This is a genomic window from Aureitalea sp. L0-47 (genome assembly GCF_026126405.1).
Lineage (GTDB): Bacteria > Bacteroidota > Bacteroidia > Flavobacteriales > Flavobacteriaceae > Pukyongia.
This window is the reverse complement of sequence record NZ_JAFMTQ010000003.1, coordinates 132,299-154,510: the sequence shown is the minus strand read 5'-3', so window position 1 is coordinate 154,510 and position 22,212 is coordinate 132,299. Positions and strand designations below refer to the sequence as shown.

At 43.8% G+C, this 22,212-nt stretch carries 23 protein-coding genes; 16 read left to right on the top strand and 7 right to left on the bottom strand.

Annotated elements, in window-relative coordinates:
- Window position 1: 1 nt before the first annotated feature.
- From J1N09_RS05335 to J1N09_RS05325, 3 genes are all read right to left on the bottom strand, one after another.
- Window positions 2–1,459 carry an FISUMP domain-containing protein gene (locus J1N09_RS05335; protein ID WP_265198704.1) on the bottom strand — a complete coding sequence of 486 codons (1,458 nt, stop codon included), beginning with the start codon at window positions 1,457–1,459 and terminating at the stop codon, window positions 2–4.
- A 100-nt stretch (window positions 1,460–1,559) separates the two neighbouring features.
- Window positions 1,560–2,315 carry a DJ-1/PfpI family protein gene (locus J1N09_RS05330; RefSeq protein WP_265198703.1) on the bottom strand — a complete coding sequence of 252 codons (756 nt, stop codon included), beginning with the start codon at window positions 2,313–2,315 and terminating at the stop codon, window positions 1,560–1,562.
- 7 nt (window positions 2,316–2,322) lie between these two features.
- Window positions 2,323–3,546 carry an MDR family MFS transporter gene (locus J1N09_RS05325; protein WP_265198702.1) on the bottom strand — a complete coding sequence of 408 codons (1,224 nt, stop codon included), beginning with the start codon at window positions 3,544–3,546 and terminating at the stop codon, window positions 2,323–2,325.
- 230 nt (window positions 3,547–3,776) lie between these two features.
- Here J1N09_RS05325 and J1N09_RS05320 point away from each other — a divergent pair, with 230 nt between their 5' ends.
- Complete coding sequence (locus J1N09_RS05320; protein WP_265198701.1) at window positions 3,777–4,382, top strand: DUF1684 domain-containing protein; 606 nt, start codon at window positions 3,777–3,779, stop codon at window positions 4,380–4,382.
- Here J1N09_RS05320 and crcB read toward each other — a convergent pair.
- Together crcB and J1N09_RS05310 are read right to left on the bottom strand one after the other, a co-directional pair.
- Window positions 4,375–4,746 (bottom strand): fluoride efflux transporter CrcB, encoded by a 372-nt coding sequence (crcB, locus tag J1N09_RS05315; protein WP_265198699.1) that lies wholly within the window; start codon window positions 4,744–4,746, stop codon window positions 4,375–4,377. The two genes, J1N09_RS05320 and crcB, sit on opposite strands and share 8 nt — an antisense overlap.
- Complete coding sequence (locus J1N09_RS05310; protein ID WP_265198697.1) at window positions 4,746–5,807, bottom strand: SRPBCC family protein; 1,062 nt, start codon at window positions 5,805–5,807, stop codon at window positions 4,746–4,748. The genes crcB and J1N09_RS05310 overlap by 1 nt, the downstream gene beginning before the upstream one ends.
- A gap of 110 nt (window positions 5,808–5,917) precedes the next feature.
- Between J1N09_RS05310 and J1N09_RS05305 the strand changes: the two genes are divergently transcribed.
- Window positions 5,918–7,948 (top strand): dipeptidyl peptidase 3, encoded by a 2,031-nt coding sequence (locus J1N09_RS05305; RefSeq protein WP_265198695.1) that lies wholly within the window; start codon window positions 5,918–5,920, stop codon window positions 7,946–7,948.
- Window positions 7,949–7,999: 51 nt separating this feature from the next.
- Here the strand turns inward: J1N09_RS05305 and J1N09_RS05300 are convergent, their stop codons facing one another.
- Window positions 8,000–8,188, bottom strand: coding sequence for a hypothetical protein (locus tag J1N09_RS05300; RefSeq protein WP_265198693.1), 189 nt, complete (start codon window positions 8,186–8,188; stop codon window positions 8,000–8,002).
- Between the two features lie 48 nt (window positions 8,189–8,236).
- On the opposite strand from J1N09_RS05300, the gene J1N09_RS05295 reads away from it, so the two are divergent.
- Window positions 8,237–8,623 carry a nucleoside triphosphate pyrophosphohydrolase family protein gene (locus tag J1N09_RS05295; protein ID WP_265198691.1) on the top strand — a complete coding sequence of 129 codons (387 nt, stop codon included), beginning with the start codon at window positions 8,237–8,239 and terminating at the stop codon, window positions 8,621–8,623.
- A 116-nt stretch (window positions 8,624–8,739) separates the two neighbouring features.
- On the opposite strand, the gene J1N09_RS05290 is transcribed toward J1N09_RS05295, so the two are convergent.
- A complete protein-coding gene (locus tag J1N09_RS05290; protein WP_265198689.1) occupies window positions 8,740–9,810 on the bottom strand; it encodes a branched-chain amino acid aminotransferase in 1,071 nt (356 codons plus the stop codon).
- A gap of 117 nt (window positions 9,811–9,927) precedes the next feature.
- Between J1N09_RS05290 and J1N09_RS05285 the strand changes: the two genes are divergently transcribed.
- The 13 genes from J1N09_RS05285 (at window position 9,928) to J1N09_RS05225 (ending at window position 22,210) form a co-directional block, all read left to right on the top strand.
- Window positions 9,928–10,443, top strand: coding sequence for a DUF4920 domain-containing protein (locus J1N09_RS05285; RefSeq protein ID WP_265198688.1), 516 nt, complete (start codon window positions 9,928–9,930; stop codon window positions 10,441–10,443).
- Window position 10,444: 1 nt separating this feature from the next.
- Window positions 10,445–10,882 (top strand): hypothetical protein, encoded by a 438-nt coding sequence (locus tag J1N09_RS05280; protein ID WP_265198686.1) that lies wholly within the window; start codon window positions 10,445–10,447, stop codon window positions 10,880–10,882.
- A gap of 4 nt (window positions 10,883–10,886) precedes the next feature.
- The gene (gene mnmD, locus J1N09_RS05275; RefSeq protein WP_265198685.1) at window positions 10,887–11,558 is read left to right on the top strand and encodes a tRNA (5-methylaminomethyl-2-thiouridine)(34)-methyltransferase MnmD; all 672 of its coding nucleotides are present in this window, start codon (window positions 10,887–10,889) and stop codon (window positions 11,556–11,558) included.
- Between the two features lie 58 nt (window positions 11,559–11,616).
- Window positions 11,617–12,516: a TIGR01777 family oxidoreductase gene (locus tag J1N09_RS05270; RefSeq protein WP_265198683.1), complete on the top strand. Its 900-nt coding sequence runs from the start codon at window positions 11,617–11,619 to the stop codon at window positions 12,514–12,516.
- A gap of 108 nt (window positions 12,517–12,624) precedes the next feature.
- Entirely contained in the window at window positions 12,625–13,179 is a 555-nt protein-coding gene (locus tag J1N09_RS05265; RefSeq protein ID WP_265198682.1) for a nucleotide exchange factor GrpE, read from the top strand.
- A 4-nt stretch (window positions 13,180–13,183) separates the two neighbouring features.
- Window positions 13,184–14,305, top strand: coding sequence for a molecular chaperone DnaJ (dnaJ, locus tag J1N09_RS05260; RefSeq protein ID WP_265198681.1), 1,122 nt, complete (start codon window positions 13,184–13,186; stop codon window positions 14,303–14,305).
- Window positions 14,306–14,630: 325 nt separating this feature from the next.
- Complete coding sequence (locus J1N09_RS05255) at window positions 14,631–15,557, top strand: ABC transporter ATP-binding protein (protein ID WP_265198679.1); 927 nt, start codon at window positions 14,631–14,633, stop codon at window positions 15,555–15,557.
- 10 nt (window positions 15,558–15,567) lie between these two features.
- The gene (locus tag J1N09_RS05250; protein ID WP_265198677.1) at window positions 15,568–16,875 is read left to right on the top strand and encodes an ABC transporter permease; all 1,308 of its coding nucleotides are present in this window, start codon (window positions 15,568–15,570) and stop codon (window positions 16,873–16,875) included.
- 2 nt (window positions 16,876–16,877) lie between these two features.
- A complete protein-coding gene (locus J1N09_RS05245; RefSeq protein WP_265198675.1) occupies window positions 16,878–17,783 on the top strand; it encodes a mechanosensitive ion channel family protein in 906 nt (301 codons plus the stop codon).
- A gap of 63 nt (window positions 17,784–17,846) precedes the next feature.
- Window positions 17,847–18,698: a DUF6268 family outer membrane beta-barrel protein gene (locus J1N09_RS05240; protein WP_265198674.1), complete on the top strand. Its 852-nt coding sequence runs from the start codon at window positions 17,847–17,849 to the stop codon at window positions 18,696–18,698.
- 2 nt (window positions 18,699–18,700) lie between these two features.
- Window positions 18,701–19,864 (top strand): sigma-54-dependent transcriptional regulator, encoded by a 1,164-nt coding sequence (locus J1N09_RS05235; RefSeq protein WP_265198673.1) that lies wholly within the window; start codon window positions 18,701–18,703, stop codon window positions 19,862–19,864.
- A 5-nt stretch (window positions 19,865–19,869) separates the two neighbouring features.
- Window positions 19,870–20,748 (top strand): PPK2 family polyphosphate kinase, encoded by an 879-nt coding sequence (locus J1N09_RS05230; RefSeq protein ID WP_265198671.1) that lies wholly within the window; start codon window positions 19,870–19,872, stop codon window positions 20,746–20,748.
- A gap of 49 nt (window positions 20,749–20,797) precedes the next feature.
- Window positions 20,798–22,210 carry a M20/M25/M40 family metallo-hydrolase gene (locus tag J1N09_RS05225; protein ID WP_265198670.1) on the top strand — a complete coding sequence of 471 codons (1,413 nt, stop codon included), beginning with the start codon at window positions 20,798–20,800 and terminating at the stop codon, window positions 22,208–22,210.
- Window positions 22,211–22,212: the final 2 nt, after the last annotated feature.

The following is a 22,212-nucleotide window of genomic DNA, read 5'->3' as shown; positions in this document are numbered from 1 at the left end:
TTTAATCCTTGATACAACGACAGGTGTATCCCGTATTCTTCGGAATATTATCGGTGAAGACAAATTCGTGGTTGTCGAATATGGCTTTCGAATAATTGTTGGCATCAGACACCGCGGTAACCGACCCTAAATTTGACCGTGACCCCAAACCATTGAATCCCCCATCTGCTGTTCTGATGCCTCCGGCAAACAGATTGAATCCCGAAGTATTCGTACCGGGAATTGGAGGGTTATCCCCCCAGTTTTGAGTAGATCGAAGATTAAATGACTTATGGTCGCCCCCTGCATAATTAACAAGATCCTGCAGTTCTTGGATGGATGGTACATGCCATCCTTCCGGACATAATCCGGCTGGATTCACAAGCGCAATCCCATTGTATAATTTTCCGTAGACGGCATCATTCCCGCTGTCATTGTCAAAATGTGCCCATGCACCGATAGATGTATTTTGCCACTGACCTCCATCCTGAATATTCGGAATCGGATTGCCATTTCTGTATCGTGTCGTTCTCAGGTTTTCTTTCATCCAGCACATGGGACCGATATTTACGACTTCATATACATTGCCGTCAATGTCGGATATTGTCGAGGGGCAATTGGCAGATGCTCCGGATTGAACTGGTAGCCTGCAGCCGGGGATATTAGTTAATGAGTTGACGTTAGCATTTAACAAGCCGTGAATACCAGCATCGTATCCTTGTAACTCAAGCCGTGTCCCTATGTCGTTTCGGACGCCATCTCCACCTTCAGGACCAATCCAATTCACACCATACCAAATGGTATATGCCTCGGCTAAATATTCATTAGCATTGGTGGCAGCGTACGTATTATCCCATAAGCCATTGGAACGGGCATTGTTGTAAGCATTATTAAGTTGACTCTGAAAACTGCCGTCAAGCTGCCGAAATCCTCCTAGGTGGATCATATGTCCCATTTCATGTACGAGCGTGTGCCCAACTCCTCCTTCAGGCTTACACAGCAAACTTGTAACATCACTCGCAGCTGCTCTCAAATCAGGGCCGTAGGTGTAACTGCCCGTAGAGGCACTCCCTGAAATAGGGAAATTCTCTGGCAAACTTGCCAGACTCCCTCCTTCCGGATAGAGCGCTACGTAGTTGCCATCCAGGATTAACTTGTTGCGAACTTGTGTAAGGTTGGTAAGAAGAAAATTGATTGTCTCACTGGCAATTTCAAGCGCCTCATCAGGTACATCTTCCGAGCCAATCACGGGAATTCCGTTGCAATTGATGTATTTTTTGTAATAGCTATTCAGGTTTACTTCTGCTGGAGGAGAGATTACAGAACAACTAATGGCGACAGAAAATCGACCATCGACCTGTGCTGGATCTGGTTCGTTTAATTGTTCTGCGGAATCATCTTTTTGGCAACTTGAGAAGAGTATGATGACGAGTAACAAAAATTTAGAAATTATCGGACGGATCAAGTGGAAATGTTGCATTGGTTGATTGTTAGTTGATTACAAAAGAAAGATAGTTAAATTTTTATTACTTTAGATAAAGGATCAACATATGTATGAAACGGTTTATCTGATTCCATTTTCAATCAAGCCTGTCGACCACAATGTAATGCAAAAGTGAAAGATCCCAATCGATAACCAATCCGTCGGCCAGTGATTCCGCAATCTTTTTTCCGTAAAGGTGTTCGCACAGGTAAAGTGCCGCCTCAAAACTCTTCGCTCCACCTACCGAAGTGATATACTTGCCATCATGCACAAACAGTACATCCTTCCGAATATCAAGCTTAGGAAACATCTCGCGCATCGCATCGATATCGCTTGGAAAAGTGGTAGACACCGAGTTATCCAGTAATCCCGCTTTGGCAAGCACGAATGCTCCGTCACAATGCGAAGTAACGAACATTGCCTCTTTGTCTGCCCTTTGAACAAAGGCGATCATCGCTTCGTCTTCAAGGTCGGTGTCGAGGTGATATTCGGCACTGGGGACCACCAGAATATCGATAGGTGGAATGGAATCCTTCAGATAGTTAAAATCCGGTAGTATTCGCAGTCCTTCAAAACTTGTAATTGGGTCATCTGTATTTGCAACCGTAAATACGTTCATGGCCTTTATGCTATCCCGGAAGACAGTGTGCTGAAAAATATCGTAGGGCGCAGTTAGTTCGGTATTGTAGACACCTTCCATGATAAGAAAGGCAACATTGTAGCTGTTCGGGTCCAGTTTGGGAAAGGACTTCTGTGTGCTTGCCGAAGCTTCTTCAAGCGGTGTTTTCTCTTCGGCAACGTTTCCGCAGCTAATCATTCCGAAGGAAAAAAGAATAACAATGAATTTTCTCATGACCTTATCAATAAGAGGTAAAATTAGGAGATTTTTTCAGGAATCGATAAAGAAACAATGTGAGCACAGCTGTTACTATCAATGCGTAGAACATAGTATACATTGTGGTATCGTATCCATAAGAATTTACCAGGTTCATTCCCCCGTTATGGCCAATTATATGAGAGAGTGAAAAACTCATACTATACACGCCCATATAAGCACCCTTTCTTCCTTTGGGTGACATCGACAGAGCCAGTGCATTTGCAAAAGGCGCACCGATCATTTCACCCAGGGTCATGAGTATCATACCAATAACGAGTACTCCGGTCCAGCTACTTAGATTCAATACTATAAAACTCAGAGCGAGGAATACGATTCCCCAGAATGTTGCCATGGTCCTTGTAACCTGCAGTCGTTCCAGCCAACCAACCAGAGGCATTTCCAGAACCACGATCATGGCCCCGTTGATAAAGAGGAGTCCGCCAATGAGGTCTTCAGAAAGGAAATGAACCTCTTTGTAGTAGAGGGGCATAACCGAAAAATACTGTATGAACATAAGGCCATTGGCGATCATGATCAAAAAGAACAGCAAATAGGCGAAATTTCTGAAAGGTGGCAGTCCTTCCTTGATTTCAACTTTAACTTCCTCTTTCCTGCTTACGCGCTTTGGTTTTAGTAAAATATACAATAGGCAGGATGCCAGCACACAAGTAAGCCCGTCTATCCAGAAAAGTGCACTGTAACTTATACTTGCGATGATTAATCCCCCTATCACCGGGCCAATAGAAAAGCCGAGGTTGATTGCTAGTCGGATCAAGGCAATACTCCGGGTAACATTTTCGGGTTTGCTATATGCATCGCAAGCCACGAACATTGCCGGACGGTAGGAGTCGACCAGGAAGATCACAACGAATATGCCCAGGCAAATAGCGTAGAGACCGCTTAAGAACTGAATACAAATAAACCCGAGTCCGCCAAATAAAAGACTCATTACGATTACTTTGTGGTAACCGATCTTATCCGTGAGTCGGCCTCCCACATAGGTCCCGGCAAGGGAACCGAGTCCATAAAATGACATTATCCAACCCACTTGCGGCAAGGTGAATCCTTTGTCGTTTACGAGGTATAACGACAGAAACGGAATCACCATAGCCCCGGCACGATTGATAAATGTAACCAGCGACAAATACCAGATCTCACGAGTCAATCCCGTGAAATTGTTGATATAAGAAGCAAAGAGCCTTTTCATTATTGGTTGGATGTTATTAAAAATAAAACGTCCCGGTTATTGCCGGGACGTTTTTCAATTGAATTCTATTATCTTATTATAGATCAATACATACATCTCCGGTAGGTTCCTCTTTGAGCGAACTCTGTGGTTTGTACGATATATGTATTGGTTTTCATTTTCTGTGTCTGAATGTTAAAAGTAGGAATTATTTCTGAAGTTGAATATGTATATTTACTTAAAATCCCGATATGAGAACGCTGTTCGTGCTTTTGGCTTTACTGATAATAGCTCCTTCGTTTGCCCAGAGCAAACGAAAATTGATAAGTGAAATCGAAGCCTTTCACGCTTCTGAGAATGAGCGATTCCGCAACCCGGAAACGTCTCCACTCAAGTACAACAAGATCGCATCGTTTACAGAACTTGAGGTTTATCCTATTGATTTAAATTTCTGTGTTAAAGCGACCTTGGTGCGAACTCCCGATGAAGAACCCTTCTTTCTTCGCACCAGTACCGAACGACTAGCCGAATACGTAAAATACGGGGAAGCACATTTTGAGATCGACGGTAAAGAACTCAAGTTGAATCTCTATCGCGATCCCAGGGGAAATGAATCGGATGAAGACATTCTATTTGTTCCTTTTACCGACCTGACCAGTGGAGATGGTTCCTACGGGGGTGGACGTTATCTCGAGTTCCCCATTCCGAAGAAAAAGAAATTCTACCTAGATTTTAATAAGGCTTTCAATCCGTATTGTGTATATAGCGATCGCTATTCCTGTCCGATCCCACCACGGGAAAACGACCTCTTCATCCGAATTGAAGCGGGTGTAAAAGATTATGATAAAACTAAATAAGTCGGGAGAGCCATAGTCCGATGAGCACCGCCCCGAAGCCAAGTGCCAAACTTCCGAAGGTATACAACGAAAAAGAGAGATAGTCTCCATTCTTCAGAAAGGCATAGTTTTCGTAAGCGAAGGCAGAAAAGGTGGTAAATCCACCACAAAAGCCCGTGGCCACGAACAACACCGTATTCTGTGAGAACGATGTAAATTTCAGACTCGCCCCCATGATGGCTCCAATAATAAGGCAGCCTATAATATTCACAAGGAAGGTTCCGAAGGGAAACACGGCAAAAGTATCTTCTGTCCAGCGACCCACAAGGTATCGCAATGCGCTTCCTAAACCACCTCCGAGAAATACGAGAAGAACTTGCTTCATTAGTTAAATCCTGGAGCGGTTGGAGTAATTACAGGGATATAGATCTCGGTGATCCAATTAGCCGGATTAGGTACTTCGCCCGGATCGTTCGCATAGATCTCGAACATGCTTCTGGAGGGGTCTGCTACCAGGTTGTTCTTTGTGAGATAGGCATTAGCCTTTTCGTACGCTTCCCCAAGATTTTCGTATTTGCCCTTCAAGGTGGTCTTGAGGGCGTTTGACGGAGCCATATAGCTGCAAAGCACAGGGCTTCCGGGAGGGGTAATTACTTCAGAAGTAACGGGTATGGCCGTTGAGAAGATCACGGTGCCGTTTACCTGGTCCACATTGTTATATATAGTGAATGGCATGCCTGCTGCGTTAATATTTCCCTCGCTCATGAATTTTGAGACCTGGCCCAACATCGGGGCCATTTTAGAGCCGATCTCAGAAATTTTCGATGAGGTAGTATTGTACATATAGAATCCGCCTCCATGACGAGTGATACCGTCTACCGTAATTTCATAAGCGTTCATAGACTCTTCTACTTCGGCTTCCAGGTTGTCCAGTCCTTTTGCGTACATGTCGCCCAGGCTGGTCTCGAAATCCTCACTTTGAAAGGCCAGGAACACCTTTTCCATAAACGAATGCTTACCTTTCATCCCCCAGGTAACTTTAGATTTACCGGCTGTTTCAGAAGGTTCAAAACGCCAGTAGATATCACTTTCGGAATCGCCCATGGGCGTGTTGAAAGTGATCTTCTGATCGATCTCTTTGTTGGGTACCACTTTAACAGTTTGTATAGAACCATCTCCGGCTTTCTCACTCTTCCAGGAATAGCTGGCCCCTTCACCTTCGGTTTTTTCAGCATAAGTAAATTCCATGGATTCGTCCTCTTCTAACCATGGCCCCCATTCCTTCCAGCTTTTAAAATCCTTTACATTATCGTAGACTACCGCTGCGGGTGCATTGAATTCTTTCGATTTTGCCACATCATAATTACCGTCCTGGGTTCCGAAGTAAATTCCACCGGCAATGATAACAATCAGCAATAAGAACAGGATGTACTTTAAGATTTTCATTTTGGATAGGCGTTGGTTTCTTAAGCGAAGATAATCAATTTTATACGCGCCTAAAATCTTTAAAAGGAGGAAATGATTTGCTACATTTGCGTAAATAAAAAACCAATAATATGAAGTTAAGATTTTTTATAGCGATCACCCTTTTCGGGATGCTGTTTTATTCATGTGGAGAGGATAAGAAGCAAGAGGATGCAATGCCGAAAGTGGAAGAGGTCGCCACCGATGATTTCAGTTACCAGGTTGACCAGTTTGCCGACTTGAAAGTGTTACGCTACAAGATCCCGGGATGGGCAGATCTTTCGCTGGACGAACAAAAGCTGGTGTATTACCTTACCCAAGCTGGACTAGCGGGAAGAGATATCATGTGGGCTCAGAACTACCGTCACAACCTAACTATCAGAAAGGCCCTGGAAAATGTGTATACCAAATACGATGGAGATAAAAATTCGGAAGACTGGAAAAACTTCGAGGTCTACCTGAAAAGAGTTTGGTTCTCAAACGGAATTCACCATCATTACAGTACAGCTAAGCTAAAGCCTGATTTTTCTGCTGAATATCTTCAGGAGATCCTTACAGCAACAAATACCACCCTTGAAGGCGAAGCTTTCGATGTGATCTTTAACGACAAGGATTCGAAGAAAGTAAACCTATCCAAGGATGCCGATATAGTACTCGAAAGTGCCATCAACTTCTACGGTCCAGATGTAACTACGGCGGACGTAGAAGCTTTTTACGGAGCTATTGAAGTGGATGCCAATGAGCCTATTGAAAAAGGACTGAACACTAAGCTTGTTAAGGAAAATGGCAAGCTGGTTGAAAAAGTGTACAAAAGTGGTGGCCTATATGGCGAAGCCATCGATAAGATCATTTATTGGTTAGAAAAAGCCGAAGGTGTTGCTGAAGACGAGAATCAGGCGAAAGCACTTAGTCTTCTAGTGGAATACTACAAAACAGGAAGCCTTGAAACCTGGGACGATTACGCTGTAGCCTGGGTGAATTCTACGGAAGGTGATATCGACTGGATCAATGGATTTATCGAAGTGTACAACGACCCAAAAGGTTATAAAGGATCTTACGAGACCATCGTTGAGATCAAGGATTTCGACATGTCGAAAAAGATGGCTGTATTGTCTAAAGAAGCTCAGTGGTTCGAGGACAATTCACCTTTGATGGAGGAGCACAAAAAGAAAGAAGTAAAAGGAGTTTCATACAAGACAGTGATCGTAGCCGGAGAAGCGGGAGATGCTTCCCCAGCTACTCCGATTGGTGTGAACCTTCCAAACAATAACTGGATCCGTCAGAACCACGGAAGTAAGTCGGTTTCCCTTGGAAACATTATTGACGCTTACAACAATGCGGGTGGTAGTGGCCGACTTCAGGAATTCGCTCACGATGAGGAAGAAATTGAACTTGAGAAGAAATACGGTCAGTTGGCCGATAAATTGCACACTGCCTTACACGAGGTGGTAGGACATGCTTCCGGGCAGATCAATCCCGGCGTTGGTACTCCGAAGGAGACCCTTAAGAGTTATAAATCAACTATCGAGGAAGGTCGTGCCGACCTATTCGGATTGTACTACCTAATGGATCCGAAGTTACAGGAACTAGGCCTGGTAGAAGACTGGGAAGCCACCGGAAAAGCGGCTTACGACGGGTACATCCGAAATGGATTGATCACACAGCTCGTTCGATTGGAGTTGGGTGACGATGTGGAAGAATCTCACATGCGCAACCGGCAGTGGGTAAGTGCCTGGGCGTTTGAGCAAGGAGAGGCAGACGGCGTGATCGAAAAGGTCACACGTGACGGTAATACCCACTACGATATTAAGGATTACACCAAGCTAAGGGAGATCTTCGGTAGACTGTTGAGGGAGACGCAAAGAATTACTTCGGAAGGTGACTACGAGGCGGCTAAGGCCCTGGTAGAAGACTACGGAGTGAAGGTAGATCAGGAATTACACAAACAGGTTCTTGATCGTAACAGCAAGTTCAAGTCTGCGCCTTATAGTGGATTTGTAAATCCTGTGATTGTGCCTGATACAGACGACACTGGTGAAATAACCGGATTTACTATCAAACAACCTGGAAGTTTTGAAGAGCAAATGCTCAATTACTCCAAGGAGTATGGGTATTTAGATTAGGATAATTTTAGTGTTAATAACGAAACCTCCTTGTGGAAGCAGGGAGGTTTTTTATTGTTTCAACAACCACTTCGCCATTAGTAAGAGGCCCACAAAAACAAGGAATCCAACCAGGATCCACAGGCTGCCACGATAGTGTTTTTTGTGAAGTTTTTTGTCGCGCTTGTAGGCAAAGATCATAATGATCACAAAGGCGATCACAAAGCAAATGGCAAAGATAAGTTGGCCGGTGGTGAACATAAAATTCGTAGTTTTACAGCTGCAAAAATACAACCTTAAACCCACTTTATGAAGGACAAAATTGCCGCCGTACACGAATTTCACTCCGCTTTCGGATTAGGAATAAAAAATACACCCACTGCAGACCTGGGAGAATCCAAAAACTTGCTTCGCTACAAGCTGATGAGGGAGGAAAACGAAGAGTACCTGGAAGCAGCCAATGACAACGACCTTGTTGAGGTGGCCGATGCCCTGGGCGATATGCTCTACATCCTTTGTGGGACGATTATCGAACACGGCATGCAGCACAAGATTGAAGAGGTGTTTGAGGAAATCCAGCGCAGCAATATGAGCAAGCTGGGAGCGGACGGTAAGCCTATTTACAGGGAAGACGGTAAAGTGCTAAAAGGACCTAACTACTTCAAGCCGGACCTCAAGAGTATACTGGATAAATAACAAATCTCAATTAATCAGACTACAAATAATAAGCAAACACCAATGATCATAATTCGTTGAACAATGGAATTTGATACTTGTAATTTATTTGTTATTTGATAGTTGTTATGCTGAACTTAACACACCTGGTGTCTCCAGTTAAATGGATCTTCAGATCGGTTGTATTGAATGTCCATTAACTTCTGTTTGAACATCGAGGCATAGCTATCTTCCAGCACGGGCAGATCGAAGGTCTCATCTCCATGGCTGAAAGCGCTTATCGGACTAATTACCGCCGCCGTTCCAGCTCCAAAGATCTCCATCAGGCGCCCTTCGCGATGTGCCTGCTTGATCTCGTCTACTCTCACGCGTTTCACTTCAGCATTGATACCGAGATAGTCTGCCAGCTTCAGCAAGCTCTTTCTTGTCACTCCATCCAGTATTCTATCGCTGGTAGGAGCTGTAAGAAGAGTGTCGTCAATTCGGAAGAAAATATTCATGGTACCGGCTTCTTCAAGATATTCATGGGTATGCGAATCTGTCCAAATCACCTGGTTAAAGCCTTTTTCCTTCGCAAGATTGGTAGGGTAGAACTGGGCGCCGTAGTTACCGGCTGCCTTAGCGAAACCTACACCGCCATCGGCGGCCCTGCTGTAATGTTCAGAGAAGACCACTTTTACCTCACCGGTATAATAGGCCTGCGCCGGAGATAGAATAATATAGAATCGGTATTCATTTGCAGCGGAGGCGGAAACTCCAACCTGTGTGGCAATAGCAAACGGCCTGATGTAAAGCGAATTGCCCAATCCGGGTTTGATCCAGTCCTTGTCCATCTCAAGCATTCTGTGCAAGGCTCCGAAGAATAAGTCTTCTGGAAATTCGGGTATTGCAAGTCGCTTAGAGGATTTATTGATCCTTCTGAAGTTCTCATCCGGGCGGAACATGAACACGCCGCCATTTTCATCTTTATAGGCCTTCATACCTTCAAATACCGCCTGTCCGTAGTGAAATACTTTTGCGGCAGGGGATATGGTCATCGGACCGAAAGGAACAATACGGGCATCCTGCCATTTACCATCCTTAAAATCACAACAAAACATGTGATCCGTGAAGACTGTTCCAAATTGCAAAGAATTGAAATTAACGTCCTGAATTCTTGATTTTGAAGTTTGTTCAACTGAAATATTAGCGGGTATCGTAATGCTCATGGAAAGGGATGTTTAAAGTGTAAAATTAGGTAAAAAAATAAGCATTTAAAACGTAAAAAATTCATAAAATTGCCGTATATTTTATGCTTATAACTAAATCACAAAAGATAACCTAAAATGAAAAGAATTTTATTGATAATTGTCACTGTACTACTAGTATTTTCATGTAAAAATGCAGAGGATAAAGATGTAAGTATGGACGGTAAAGAAGAAGTGGCTCAAGCTGAATACACTTCGTTCGGCGACGAAATCTCTATGGATGACGCTCTTTCCTATGAAATGGCTGCCGAAAAGTATGAATCAATGAAACCGGGTGATACCGTTACTCTGAAATTCAAGTCGAAGGCGAATGAAGTTTGTCAGAAAAAAGGTTGCTGGATGAAAGTAGCCATGGGTGACGAAGAGGTAATGGTAACTTTTAAAGATTACGGTTTCTTTATGCCCAAAAACCTGGCGGAGAGTGATTTAAACGAAGTAGTGATGAACGGGAAGGCATTTGTTTCTGAAATGTCTGTTGAAGATCAAAAGCATTATGCAGAAGATGCAGGTAAAACGCAGGAAGAGATTGATGCCATCACCGAGGTGAAGCGAACTCTTTCCTTTGAAGCCGACGGCGTCCTTGTGAAAATGTAATATGAGATTTTTACTCTTTTGCACTGCTGTTCTCCTTTTAATTTCTTGTAATTCTAAGGTGGAAGAACCTGTTGTTTCTGTGGTGAAACCTGCAGATATGGAGGTATATGTTCCTTCTGAAATGGCGAATCACATGAATTTCATGTATGAATACAACGAGGAACTTAAGAATAGGATCCTTAAAGGTGATACCCTGGGATCTTATCCCGAAGAGTTTGAGATATTATATAGTGCGAAACTGACAGACCCAACAGACCGGGACGAATTTTTCGAACTCTTTTCCAACCATTTCATAGAGACACAGAAAATTATCTATGATGAGGAAAGTGAGATTCCACTTGAAGACAGGTATAACAGTGCCATAAACCTGTGCATTAGTTGTCACAATACAACTTGTATCGGGCCAATTCCCCGAATCAAGAAACTCCTTATTCAATAGAATTTTGAAACGGCAATTCCTTATCACCGGAGATGGATCCATAACGATCCATCTTCCGGAATGGAATGAACAATACCATTCTAAACACGGTGCTATAGCCGAAGCCAAACACGTGTTCCTCGAAGCAGGCCTCGATCATTGTCTGAAGCACTTCCCAAATCAATCCCTAAACATACTTGAAATTGGCTTTGGGACAGGTCTGAATGCCTTCCTAACGCTTCTTGAAACTCAAACCATAGGAATCTCTGTTGTTTACACCGGGGTAGAAGCCTACCCGGTCGCCATGGAGGAGGTGGATAAATTAAACTACACCGAACTTGTGCCCGGTGCTACCGAATTGTTCGGAAGGATGCACGAACTCCACTGGGAGCAGCCATGTGATCTAACTTCGGAATTTCAATTGTTGAAACAGAAAAAGTTCTTTTCAGAAATTAACGAAATAGATAGCTATCACCTCGTCTATTTTGATGCTTTCGGACCTCGCGTACAGCCCGAACTGTGGACCGAAGACATTTTCCGGAAAATGTTCATCGCCTTGAAAGCCGGTGGAGTATTGGTTACCTATTCGGCGAAAGGGAGTGTAAGACGTGCCATGCAGGCGGTTGGTTTTGAAGTGGAACGCCTTCCCGGGCCTCCCGGAAAACGCGAGATGCTGCGAGCCGTTAAGCCTTCCTAAACTTCCGTTAATTAGATTGATATTCCTTCTGAATTGAACTAATTTCGTGAAAAAAATTATGAAAGTCCTTATAACCGGAGCTACCGGGCTCATTGGTTCTCAACTTAGCAAAGCCTTTCAGAGCGAAGGGCATACCGTACATTACCTCACTACACGGAAGAACGCTATAGTTTCCGAAGAAAACTACAAAGGATTTTACTGGAACCCGTCAAATAATGAACTCGATCCAGCGGCCATGGAAGGGGTTTCGGCCATCATTCACCTGGCAGGTGCAACCGTTTCCAAACGCTGGACCAAGGCCTATAAAGAGGAGATCATTGACAGCCGACTCAAATCGGCAGATCTCCTGTATTCTTTTCTGAAGAACAACCCTAACAATGTTGAGCATTTCATTTCTGCCAGCGGGGTGGGCCTGTATCCATCAAACGACGAGATACATTCCGAAGAAACTACTAAGACCGATGATGGTTTTCTAGCCGAAGTAGTAAAAGCCTGGGAAGTGGCAGCGCATAAATTCGAGGATCTCGGTATTAAAGTCTCCGTGGTTCGCACCGGCATCGTACTATCTACCGAAGGCGGTGCTTTAAAGGAGATGTCGGCTCCCATTCGCAAAGGAGTTGGTGCACCACTGGGAAAAGGCACACAATGGCAGTCCTGGATTCACATTGGTGATATGGTGCAGCTATACCTCGATATGACAAAAAAAGGCTGGGAGGGTGTTTACAACGCGGTTGCTCCGAATCCCGTCACGAATAAAGAACTCACACACCAAATTGCAAAGACCCTTGGAAAACGGATATGGCTGCCGAATGTACCTTCTTTTGTACTTCGTATAATACTGGGAGAAATGGCCGATATCGTATTGGATGGGCAAAGGGCTAGTTCGAAGAAATTGGAGACCAAAGGATTCAATTTTAACTTTCCCCATCTCGATGGTGCACTTCAGGATCTACTTTAGTTATAGTTTCTGAATTTTTTCTGAAATAATCTTGTGACATTTTGGCATTATAGCAGAAATGGCAATACTTTTGCACCCGCATTAATGCATTGAAAAAGTACAATTTTCATGAGTAAAAAGAGTAAAAAAGAAACGGCAGTGGCTGAAGAAGAATTGGAGATGGATCAAAAGACCGTTTCAGAAGAAAAAAAGAAAGCTAAGGACAAAGGGAAAAGTGAATTAGAGAAGCTTTCCGAAGAAGTCCAGGTTGAGAAGGACCGTTATCTCCGTCTCTTTGCCGAATTTGAAAACTACAAGAAGCGCACCAGCAAGGAGCGTATCGAGCTGTTCAAGACGGCCAGCGAAGAAGTTATGGTGGCCCTGCTACCCGTGATCGACGATTTCGACAGAGCGTTGAAGGAGATCGAGAAATCGGAAGATGACAGTCTGTTCAAGGGTGTAGAACTCATCAGCAACAAATTACGTGAAACATTAAAGTCGAAAGGATTACAACCTGTTGGCACGCAAAACGGGGATACTTTCGATGCTGAAATTCACGAAGCAGTAACACAGATACCTTCTCCTTCCGATGATATGAAGGGTAAGATCATCGATGTGATCGAAAGAGGATATACCCTGGGAGATAAGATAATTCGCTACCCGAAGGTAGTGATCGGACAATAACGAGATGAAAGAGGATTTTTACGACATACTGGGTGTTTCCAAGAATGCAACGGCAGCTGAGATAAAGAAGGCGTACCGCAAAAAAGCCATAGAATACCATCCCGATAAAAATCCGGGCGATGCCAAGGCAGAGGAAATGTTCAAGAAGGCTGCGGAAGCTTACGAAGTGCTAAGTGACCCTGATAAAAAAGCACGCTATGATCAATACGGCCACCAGGCCTTTGAAGGTGGCGGTTTCGGCGGTGGAGGCATGAATATGGATGATATTTTCAGTCAGTTTGGGGATATCTTCGGAAGTGCTTTCGGCGGTGGCGGCGGTTTTAGTGGTTTCGGTGGTTTTGGAGGTGGTCAGCGACGCGTAAAGGGAAGTAATCTCAGGATTCGCGTAAAGCTTACTCTTGAAGAGATCGCGAACGGCGTCGATAAGAAGATAAAGGTTAAAAGAAAGAAAGTCGCTCAGGGAACTACCTACCAGACTTGCGGTACCTGTAACGGGCAAGGACAGGTAACCCGAATTCAGAATACCATATTAGGACGAATGCAAACGGCCAGTACGTGCTCCACTTGTGGCGGTACGGGTCAGGTGATCGATAAGAAACCCGCTAATGCTGACGCTCACGGAATGTTGACAAGCGAAGAAACGGTTTCAATCAAGATTCCCGCTGGTGTTGTGGATGGAATGCAGTTGAAGGTTTCGGGTAAAGGAAATGAAGCTCCCGGAGGTAATGGAGTGGCAGGAGACCTTTTGGTTGTTATTGAAGAAGTACCCCATCCAACTTTACAGCGTGAAGGTGATAATCTGCATTATGATCTGTACATAAGTTTTTCTGATGCGGCACTGGGAACTTCAAAAGAAATTGACACAGTTACAGGAAAAGTTCGCATCAAGATCGAGCCTGGAACTCAGAGTGGAAAGATATTGAGATTACGTAAAAAAGGAGTTCCTAGCCTGAATAGTTATGGTACAGGAGACCTCCTTGTTCATGTAAATGTCTGGACACCAAAATCTTTGAATAAGGAGCAGAAGGAATTCTTTGAAAACATGCGGTCTGACGACCATTTTCAGCCGAATCCGGAGAAGGAAGACAAGTCCTTTTTTGAGAAGGTGAAAGACATGTTTTCATAAGATTATCGACCTAATTAAATTATTTTGTATATATTTGATTCGTCACTAATCTTTTAGTGATAATTTTTCTTTTTCATAGCAATTTTTTTCCCACCCTATAAGCAATTTTAGGGTGGGTTTTGCATTTTTAGGGGGTGCTTTTCCACCGGTAAAATGAAGTAGAATAATAGTTTAGCGCGCAGTTTGCGAGCAAAATTTCAATTATGAAAAGGGAACAAAGATTTAATGTAACATTTTCAGAAGGAAATCTACAAACTAGGGCATTGTTTACGGGAGTAATACAATCGTTAGGCAATTCAATAACTTTACACCAACAAAAAATTCTATGGACAATCTTTTAGTTGCGACCAACGTTTCTAAATCTTTCGGTGAATTCAGGGCGTTGAATGACGTATCCATTTCGGTACCCCGTGGTAGCGTTTTTGGCTTGCTCGGTCCGAACGGAGCTGGTAAAACTACATTTATCAGAATTATAAACCAGATCACTATGCCCGACACGGGTACGGTCTTCCTGGATGGAGAAGCTCTTAAGCCCGATGATATCCGTCATATAGGTTATCTGCCTGAAGAAAGAGGTTTATACAAATCCATGAAGGTAGGTGAGCAGGCTTTATACCTCTCACAACTCAAAGGGCTTTCTAAACAGGAGGCGAAGAAGCGATTGAAGTACTGGTTCGATAGACTGGAAATTGGAGATTGGTGGAACAAAAAGATACAGGAACTCTCCAAAGGAATGGCGCAGAAGATACAATTTGTGGTAACCGTGTTGCACGAGCCAAAATTATTGATCTTCGATGAGCCCTTCAGTGGATTCGACCCCATTAATGCTAACCTTATCAAGGATGAGATCCTGCGTCTTAGGGATAATGGAGCCACCGTGATATTTTCCACACACAGGATGGAATCGGTTGAAGAAATGTGCGATCATATTGCGCTCATTCACGAATCGAACAAGATCCTGGATGGAAAGTTACTCGATATTAAAAGAGCCTATCGCTCGAACACCTACGAAGTGGGCCTTATCGCAGAGGATCACACAGCTGTTGAAAACAGCCTCAAAGAGCACTTTAAATTACTGCCATCCGATTTCAAAACTATCAACGATGAATTCCAGCGAAATATCAGGATACCCGAATCAGCGTCAGCCAATGACCTCGTAAATTTCCTTACTCAAAAAGGACAGCTAACTCATTTCGTTGAGGTTGTGCCTTCGGCCAACGACATTTTCATTCAAACCGTACAAAACAACTAAGCTCATCAACATGAATCATCTTCAATTAATCATAAAAAGGGAATATCTCAATAAGGTTAAGAACAGGGCGTTTATCATCATGACTTTTCTTAGTCCGCTCATCATGGTCGGGATCTTCACTCTGGTAGCTTATCTCTCACAGTTGAACAATGACAAGGTCCGTACAATTTCGGTACTTGATGAAAGCGGAATGTTCTCGGATGAATTCGAAAGCGATGAGAACCTCATATATAAAATGATAGTAGGTACTCAGCTTGAGGAAGCAAAGAAGTCGGTTGAAGCCTCCGGAGATTACGGACTTCTCTACATACCAAAGATGGAATCGCTGGATGACCTTGCTGAAAACATTACTTTCTATTCCGAAGATTCACCTTCACTCATCGTTCTCGACGATATTGAAGACGCCATAGCCGATAAAGCGAATTCACTGAAACTTGTGGATGCGGGTCTGGATCCGGCCCAGATCGATCAGCTCAGGATTCGTGTAGATACCAAGCTTGAGACCTTCGGAGGGGAAAAGACCTCCAAGCTAAGCACAGGCTTAAAACTTGGCTTCGGAGGACTAGCCGGATACCTGCTTTTTATGTTTATCATCATTTATGGAAACATGATCATGCGCTCGGTAATCGAAGAAAAGACCAGCAGGATCATAGAGGTCATAATCTCTTCAGTAAAACCCATCAAACTATTACTTGGAAAGATCATAGGAACCTCCCTGGCCGGAGTTACACAGTTCCTTGCCTGGGTAATCCTTATCGGAATTTTCTCCTTTGTGATTGCGGCCATCTTCGGCATAGACCCCGGAGCTATGCAGCAACAGGAGGCACTAGAACAGGCGCAGGCACTATCAGGTAAAGGCGATATGGTACAGGAATTCATGACGGAATTCTTTAAACTTCCATTGCTGAACCTTGTTATCATGTTTATACTGTTCTTTGTAGGCGGCTATCTTATGTACGCTTCCATGTATGCGGCAATCGGGGCTGCTGTTGACAGCGAAACCGACACTCAACAGTTTATGCTACCGATACTTATGCCATTAATCCTGGCTGTCTATGTTGGCTTCTTTACAGTGATTGACAATCCGCACGGAACGGTTTCGCAGGTATTTTCATTTATACCGCTCACCTCTCCTGTGGTGATGTTGATGCGCATTCCATTTGGTGTTCCTTTATGGCAACAAATCCTTTCTGTAGTTATTTTATTTGCTACTTTTATAGGCACAGTTTGGTTCGCAGCTAAAATTTACCGTGTGGGTATTCTTATGTACGGTAAAAAGGCCAGTTACAAAGAACTGATCAAGTGGCTTAAATACTAGCAATGTTTCAGGAAGCAAAAGTTAGCGATACGATTGAAGAAGTTGTTAAGGAAGACGTGTGGGGCTCTATCAAGGAGTTCCTGGACTGGGGATTTCATTTCGGGGAAGGTGAGAACAGGATCCACCTAACCATCGGACTGCTCTTAGTTATAATAATTTCCTTCCTGGTTGTTGGTTTTCTTCTGAGACTTTTCCGGAAACTCTTCACGAGACGGATGGACGAGATCGACACACAAAAGTTCGTTAGTGTCTTTAAGTTTATCAAATACATAGTCTACATCATTGTAGTCTTCGCGGTCTTGAGCCTTGCGGGTGTAAATATTACACCGTTCCTGGCAGCATCGGCAGCCTTGTTGGTTGGTTTAGGGCTCGCCCTTCAGGAGTTGTTCCAGGATGTAATTGCTGGAATGTTTATTATAACGGATAAATCCGTGCTTGTTGGTGATATTATCGAAGTGGATAGCAAGGTAGGCCGGGTGATCGAGATTAAATTACGAACAACAAGGGCACTTACCAGGGATGATAAGATCATCATCATTCCCAATCATAAATTTATTAGTGATACTGTAATAAATTATACCCAAAATCATAAAACCACCAGGGAAAGCGTTACAGTAGGAGTGAAGTACGGAAGTGATACGCGTTTGGTGGAGCAATTACTTTTAGAAGCTGCTGCCGAGCACAAAGGGGTAATGAAGAGACCTAAACCATTTGTACTGTTTCAGGATTTTGGGGATTCAGCCCTTATATTTACCCTTAATTTCTTTATAGGTGATAGCTTTATTGATCCTTTGATAAAAAGTGAAATTCGTTTCAGAATTGACGAAAAATTCCGAGCTAACAACGTTACCATTCCGTTTCCACAACGAGATGTACATTTCTATCCTACGGAGGGCGCTAAAAAGTAAAATACAATTGGTATCGTTAGAAGTTTATTGATATATGTAATAACAATTTGTTTTTTTTGTGGCTTGTCCGGCTTATACTCACAAACTTCGGACATAGCCAGAATCGAATATACCTTCATTCCACAGCACAATTCGGATAACAGCATCAATCGATTCCGAGGTTTTATAAATTACCCCATCCCATTGAAATGGGGTGATGGATACCTGGTACCCGGATTTGAATACAGAAATGTAGACCTCGATTTAGAGAGTCCCGTGCCTTTCGAAACGGAGAACTTGCGTAAATTTCAAACATTTCGAATGTCTATGGGCTACACTTACAAACCTAGTGAAAGATGGCGACTGGGTTTCAGAGTTGGAGTGGAGATCGTATCGAATTTCGAACAACGGACTGCCAGGGCTTCAGACCTCCGATTTACCGGGGGTGGCTTTATTATTCGGGATCGCTCTGCCGATTCGTTACGGAAAGAAGACCGACTTATCATCGGACTACAATACTCCACCAATGCAGGGAGGCCATTCCCGATTCCCATTCTGAATTATTACCGAAAGTTCCATCCCAATTGGTCGTATACGGTAGGTGTCCCGAAAATGAACCTAAAACATTTCATTTCCAGGAAAAGCGCGGTTCAAAGTTTTATTTCCATAGACGGTTTCTTCTCGAATATTCAGAATGATTTGCCTATTCCAAACCCCAACGGAGTGGCGCAAATTGCAGACAATATCTCTATGACCACAGTGATGGGGGGCCTTGGTTATGAATACTTCTTTACAGACCATATTTTGTTCTATTTTTATGGGGCTTATACGGGTTTTAACGAAATACGACTTAGAGACGATAATAGAAATACCTTGTACAGGATCAACGAGGAAAATACTTTTTATCTTAGAAGCGGAATTAAACTTAAAATATAACAATGCCAAAAATATTGATAATCGAAGATGAGTCGGCCATTCGACGAGTACTGGTGAAAATACTTTCTGAAGAAAATGACACCTATGAAGTGCTGGAAGCGGAAGATGGCCTGGAAGGAATTGAGCTGATCAGAAAAGAGGACTATGATCTCATACTTTGTGATATCAAAATGCCGAAGATGGACGGAGTGGAAGTCCTGGAAGCTGTAAAAAAGATCAAACCGGAAGTGCCTATTGTAATGATCTCCGGACATGGTGATCTCGACACTGCGGTGAATACGATGCGGCTGGGTGCATTCGATTATATCTCCAAACCACCCGATCTGAACCGCTTGTTAAACACGGTTCGCATAGCGCTAGACCGCAAGGAACTGGTAGTTGAAAACAAGCGCCTGAAGAAAAAAGTAAGTAAGAACTACGAAATGATCGGGGAGTCCAAGGCGATATCCCAGATCAAAGATATGATCGAAAAAGTGGCACCTACCGAGGCTCGTGTGCTCATTACCGGCCCTAACGGAACCGGGAAGGAATTGGTAGCACATTGGTTACACCAAAAGAGTGACAGATCCGGTGGTCCGATGATTGAAGTGAATTGCGCCGCTATCCCCAGCGAATTGATTGAAAGTGAGCTTTTCGGACATGTAAAAGGTGCTTTTACTTCTGCCAATAAGGACAGGGCCGGAAAATTTGAAGCTGCCAATGGTGGTACTATCTTCCTTGATGAGGTTGGTGATATGAGCTTATCGGCCCAGGCGAAAGTGCTGCGAGCCCTTCAGGAGAACAAAGTGCAAAGAGTTGGTAGTGATAAGGATATAAAAGTAGATGTGCGGGTGATTGCCGCGACAAATAAAAATCTGAAGAAGGAGATCGAAGAAGGAAGATTTCGGGAGGATCTCTACCACCGTTTGGCTGTGATCCTCATCAAAGTACCCGCACTCAATGAACGGCGTGAGGATATTCCTTTGCTGGTTGATTATTTCACTAAGAAAATCGCTGGTGAGCACGGTACAGGCCAAAAGAAATTTTCAGAAAAAGCACTGAAAAAGCTTAAGGAATACGACTGGACCGGGAATATCAGGGAACTGCGGAACGTAGTAGAACGCCTTATTATTCTTGGTAATGCAGAAGTGAGTGAGGAAGACGTTAAGCTATTTGCTTCAAAATAAATTCTATGGAACCAGTTTCAATTAATAATTACAAAATTCAAGGCCCTGTCAACATTAGGGAACTGCAAACATTTGAAGATTTCGGAAGTGATAAGGATACCCTCGAGGATGCGCTTAAGGATACTCGAAAAGCGCTGGGTAAACTTCAGGATACCTTGTACGCCCACGGAAAATACGCGGTACTTGTTTGCCTGCAGGGAATGGATACCGCAGGAAAGGACAGCCTGATACGCGAAGTCTTTAAGGATTTCAATGCGCGTGGGGTCGTGGTACACAGTTTTAAGGTTCCTACTGAAATTGAACGAAAACACGATTACTTGTGGCGTCATTATATTGCCTTACCTGCTAGAGGGAAGTTTGGTGTTTTCAACAGAACGCATTACGAAAATGTACTCGTTACACGTGTCCATCCCGAATATATCATGGGTGAATACCTGCCCGATGTGAATAGCGTAAGTGATATAAATGAGGCATTCTGGGATCGAAGATTTGAGCAGATCAATACCTTTGAAAAAACGATTGCAGAAAACGGAACCTTGGTTTTTAAGTTCTTTCTGAATTTATCCAAAGAGGAACAAAAGAACAGATTGCTCCGTCGTCTCCGAAAGAAAGAAAAAAACTGGAAATTCTCTCCGGGTGACCTAGATGAACGTGAGTTGTGGGATGATTACCAGAAATGTTATGAAGACATTTTGAATCGATCGTCTACTTCCCATGGCCCATGGTATTCTATACCCGCAGATAACAAACCTGCGGCGCGATATATCGTAGCTTCCATTCTTCTTCAGGAGATCTCAAAATACAAAGACATCAAAGAACCCGAACTCGATCCCGAGATAAAAGCACAACTATCAGAATACAAAGAACGACTGGAAAACGAATAAGCCCTATCCCAATTCAGCAGTAACTATGAAAAGAATAAAATTGCATCGAATGAAAAATATCGCCTTCGCACTGATATGTTTAATTGGAATCGCTGAAGGGTATAGTCAGCAAGTGAACACAGCAGATTCCCTGATGATTAGAAAGATCTACGACACCTCATTGCTAAACGGAAAGAGCTACGATTGGCTCGATCATCTTTCAAATGAAATAGGCGGAAGGCTATCCGGCTCCCTCGAGGCCGAGCTAGCTGTGAAGTACACCGAATCCGAACTAAAGAAACTTGGTCTGGACAAGGTGTGGCTTCAACCCGTGATGGTCCCGAAATGGACGCGCGGCGTGAAAGAATACGCCTACATTGAAACTGCTCCGGGGATAACATCCACCACCGATATCTGTGCCCTGGGAGGATCTGTGCCTACACCAGCCGGCGGGCTTAAAGCCTATGTGGTGGAAGTGCAGAATTTTGAGGAATTAGCCGAACTAGGCAGAGAGAATATCGAAGGCAAGATCGTTTTTTACAACCGGCCGATGCAGGCAAATCTTATCAACACATTCCAGGCCTATGGAGGCTGCGTTAGTCAACGTTATGCAGGTGCCATGGAAGCGGCGAAATACGGGGCAGTGGGAGTTGTGGTTCGTTCAATGAACCTTCGAAAAGATGATCTGCCTCATACCGGTGCAATGAGTTACGGGGATACTCCTCCCAACCTCAGGATCCCGGCCTGTGCAATAAGTACAAATGGCGCCGACTATCTCAGTAACGCTTTAAAACTTATGCCCAATCTAAAATTCTATTTTCGTCAGACTTGTAAAACCTTTCCCGATGTGCAGTCGTATAATGTAATTGGGGAGATCACCGGTAGCACCTATCCCGATAGGTACATGATAGTTGGAGGTCACCTGGATTCATGGGATCTTGGAGATGGTTCACACGACGACGGGGCCGGTTGTGTGCAATCGATGGAAGTACTAAGGCTATTCAAAGAAGTTGGATATCGGCCTAAACACAGCATTCGTGTAGTTCTCTTTATGAACGAGGAGAATGGTTTGAGAGGTGGAAGAAAATATGCTGAAGAAGCCAGGTTGAAGAACGAAAAGCACGTGTTTGCTTTGGAAAGTGATGCGGGGGGGTTTACTCCCAGAGGATTTTCTTTTGATACTGATGAAGCCAATTTTGCCCAGATCGAAAGCTGGAAATCCTTGTTTGAACCCTACCTGATTCATTCCTTTCTACGGGGTGGGAGTGGAGCCGACATCGGGCCGTTGAAAGATGGCACTGTTGTACTGGCCGGATTGCGACCCGACTCTCAGCGGTATTTCGACCATCACCACGCCGAAAACGACACATTCGATGCGGTGAACAAGCGAGAGTTGGAAATAGGAGGCGCTACTATGGCTAGCCTCGTGTACCTGATGGATAAATACGGAACGAAAACCGAACTGGGCGAGATAAAGAATTAAAG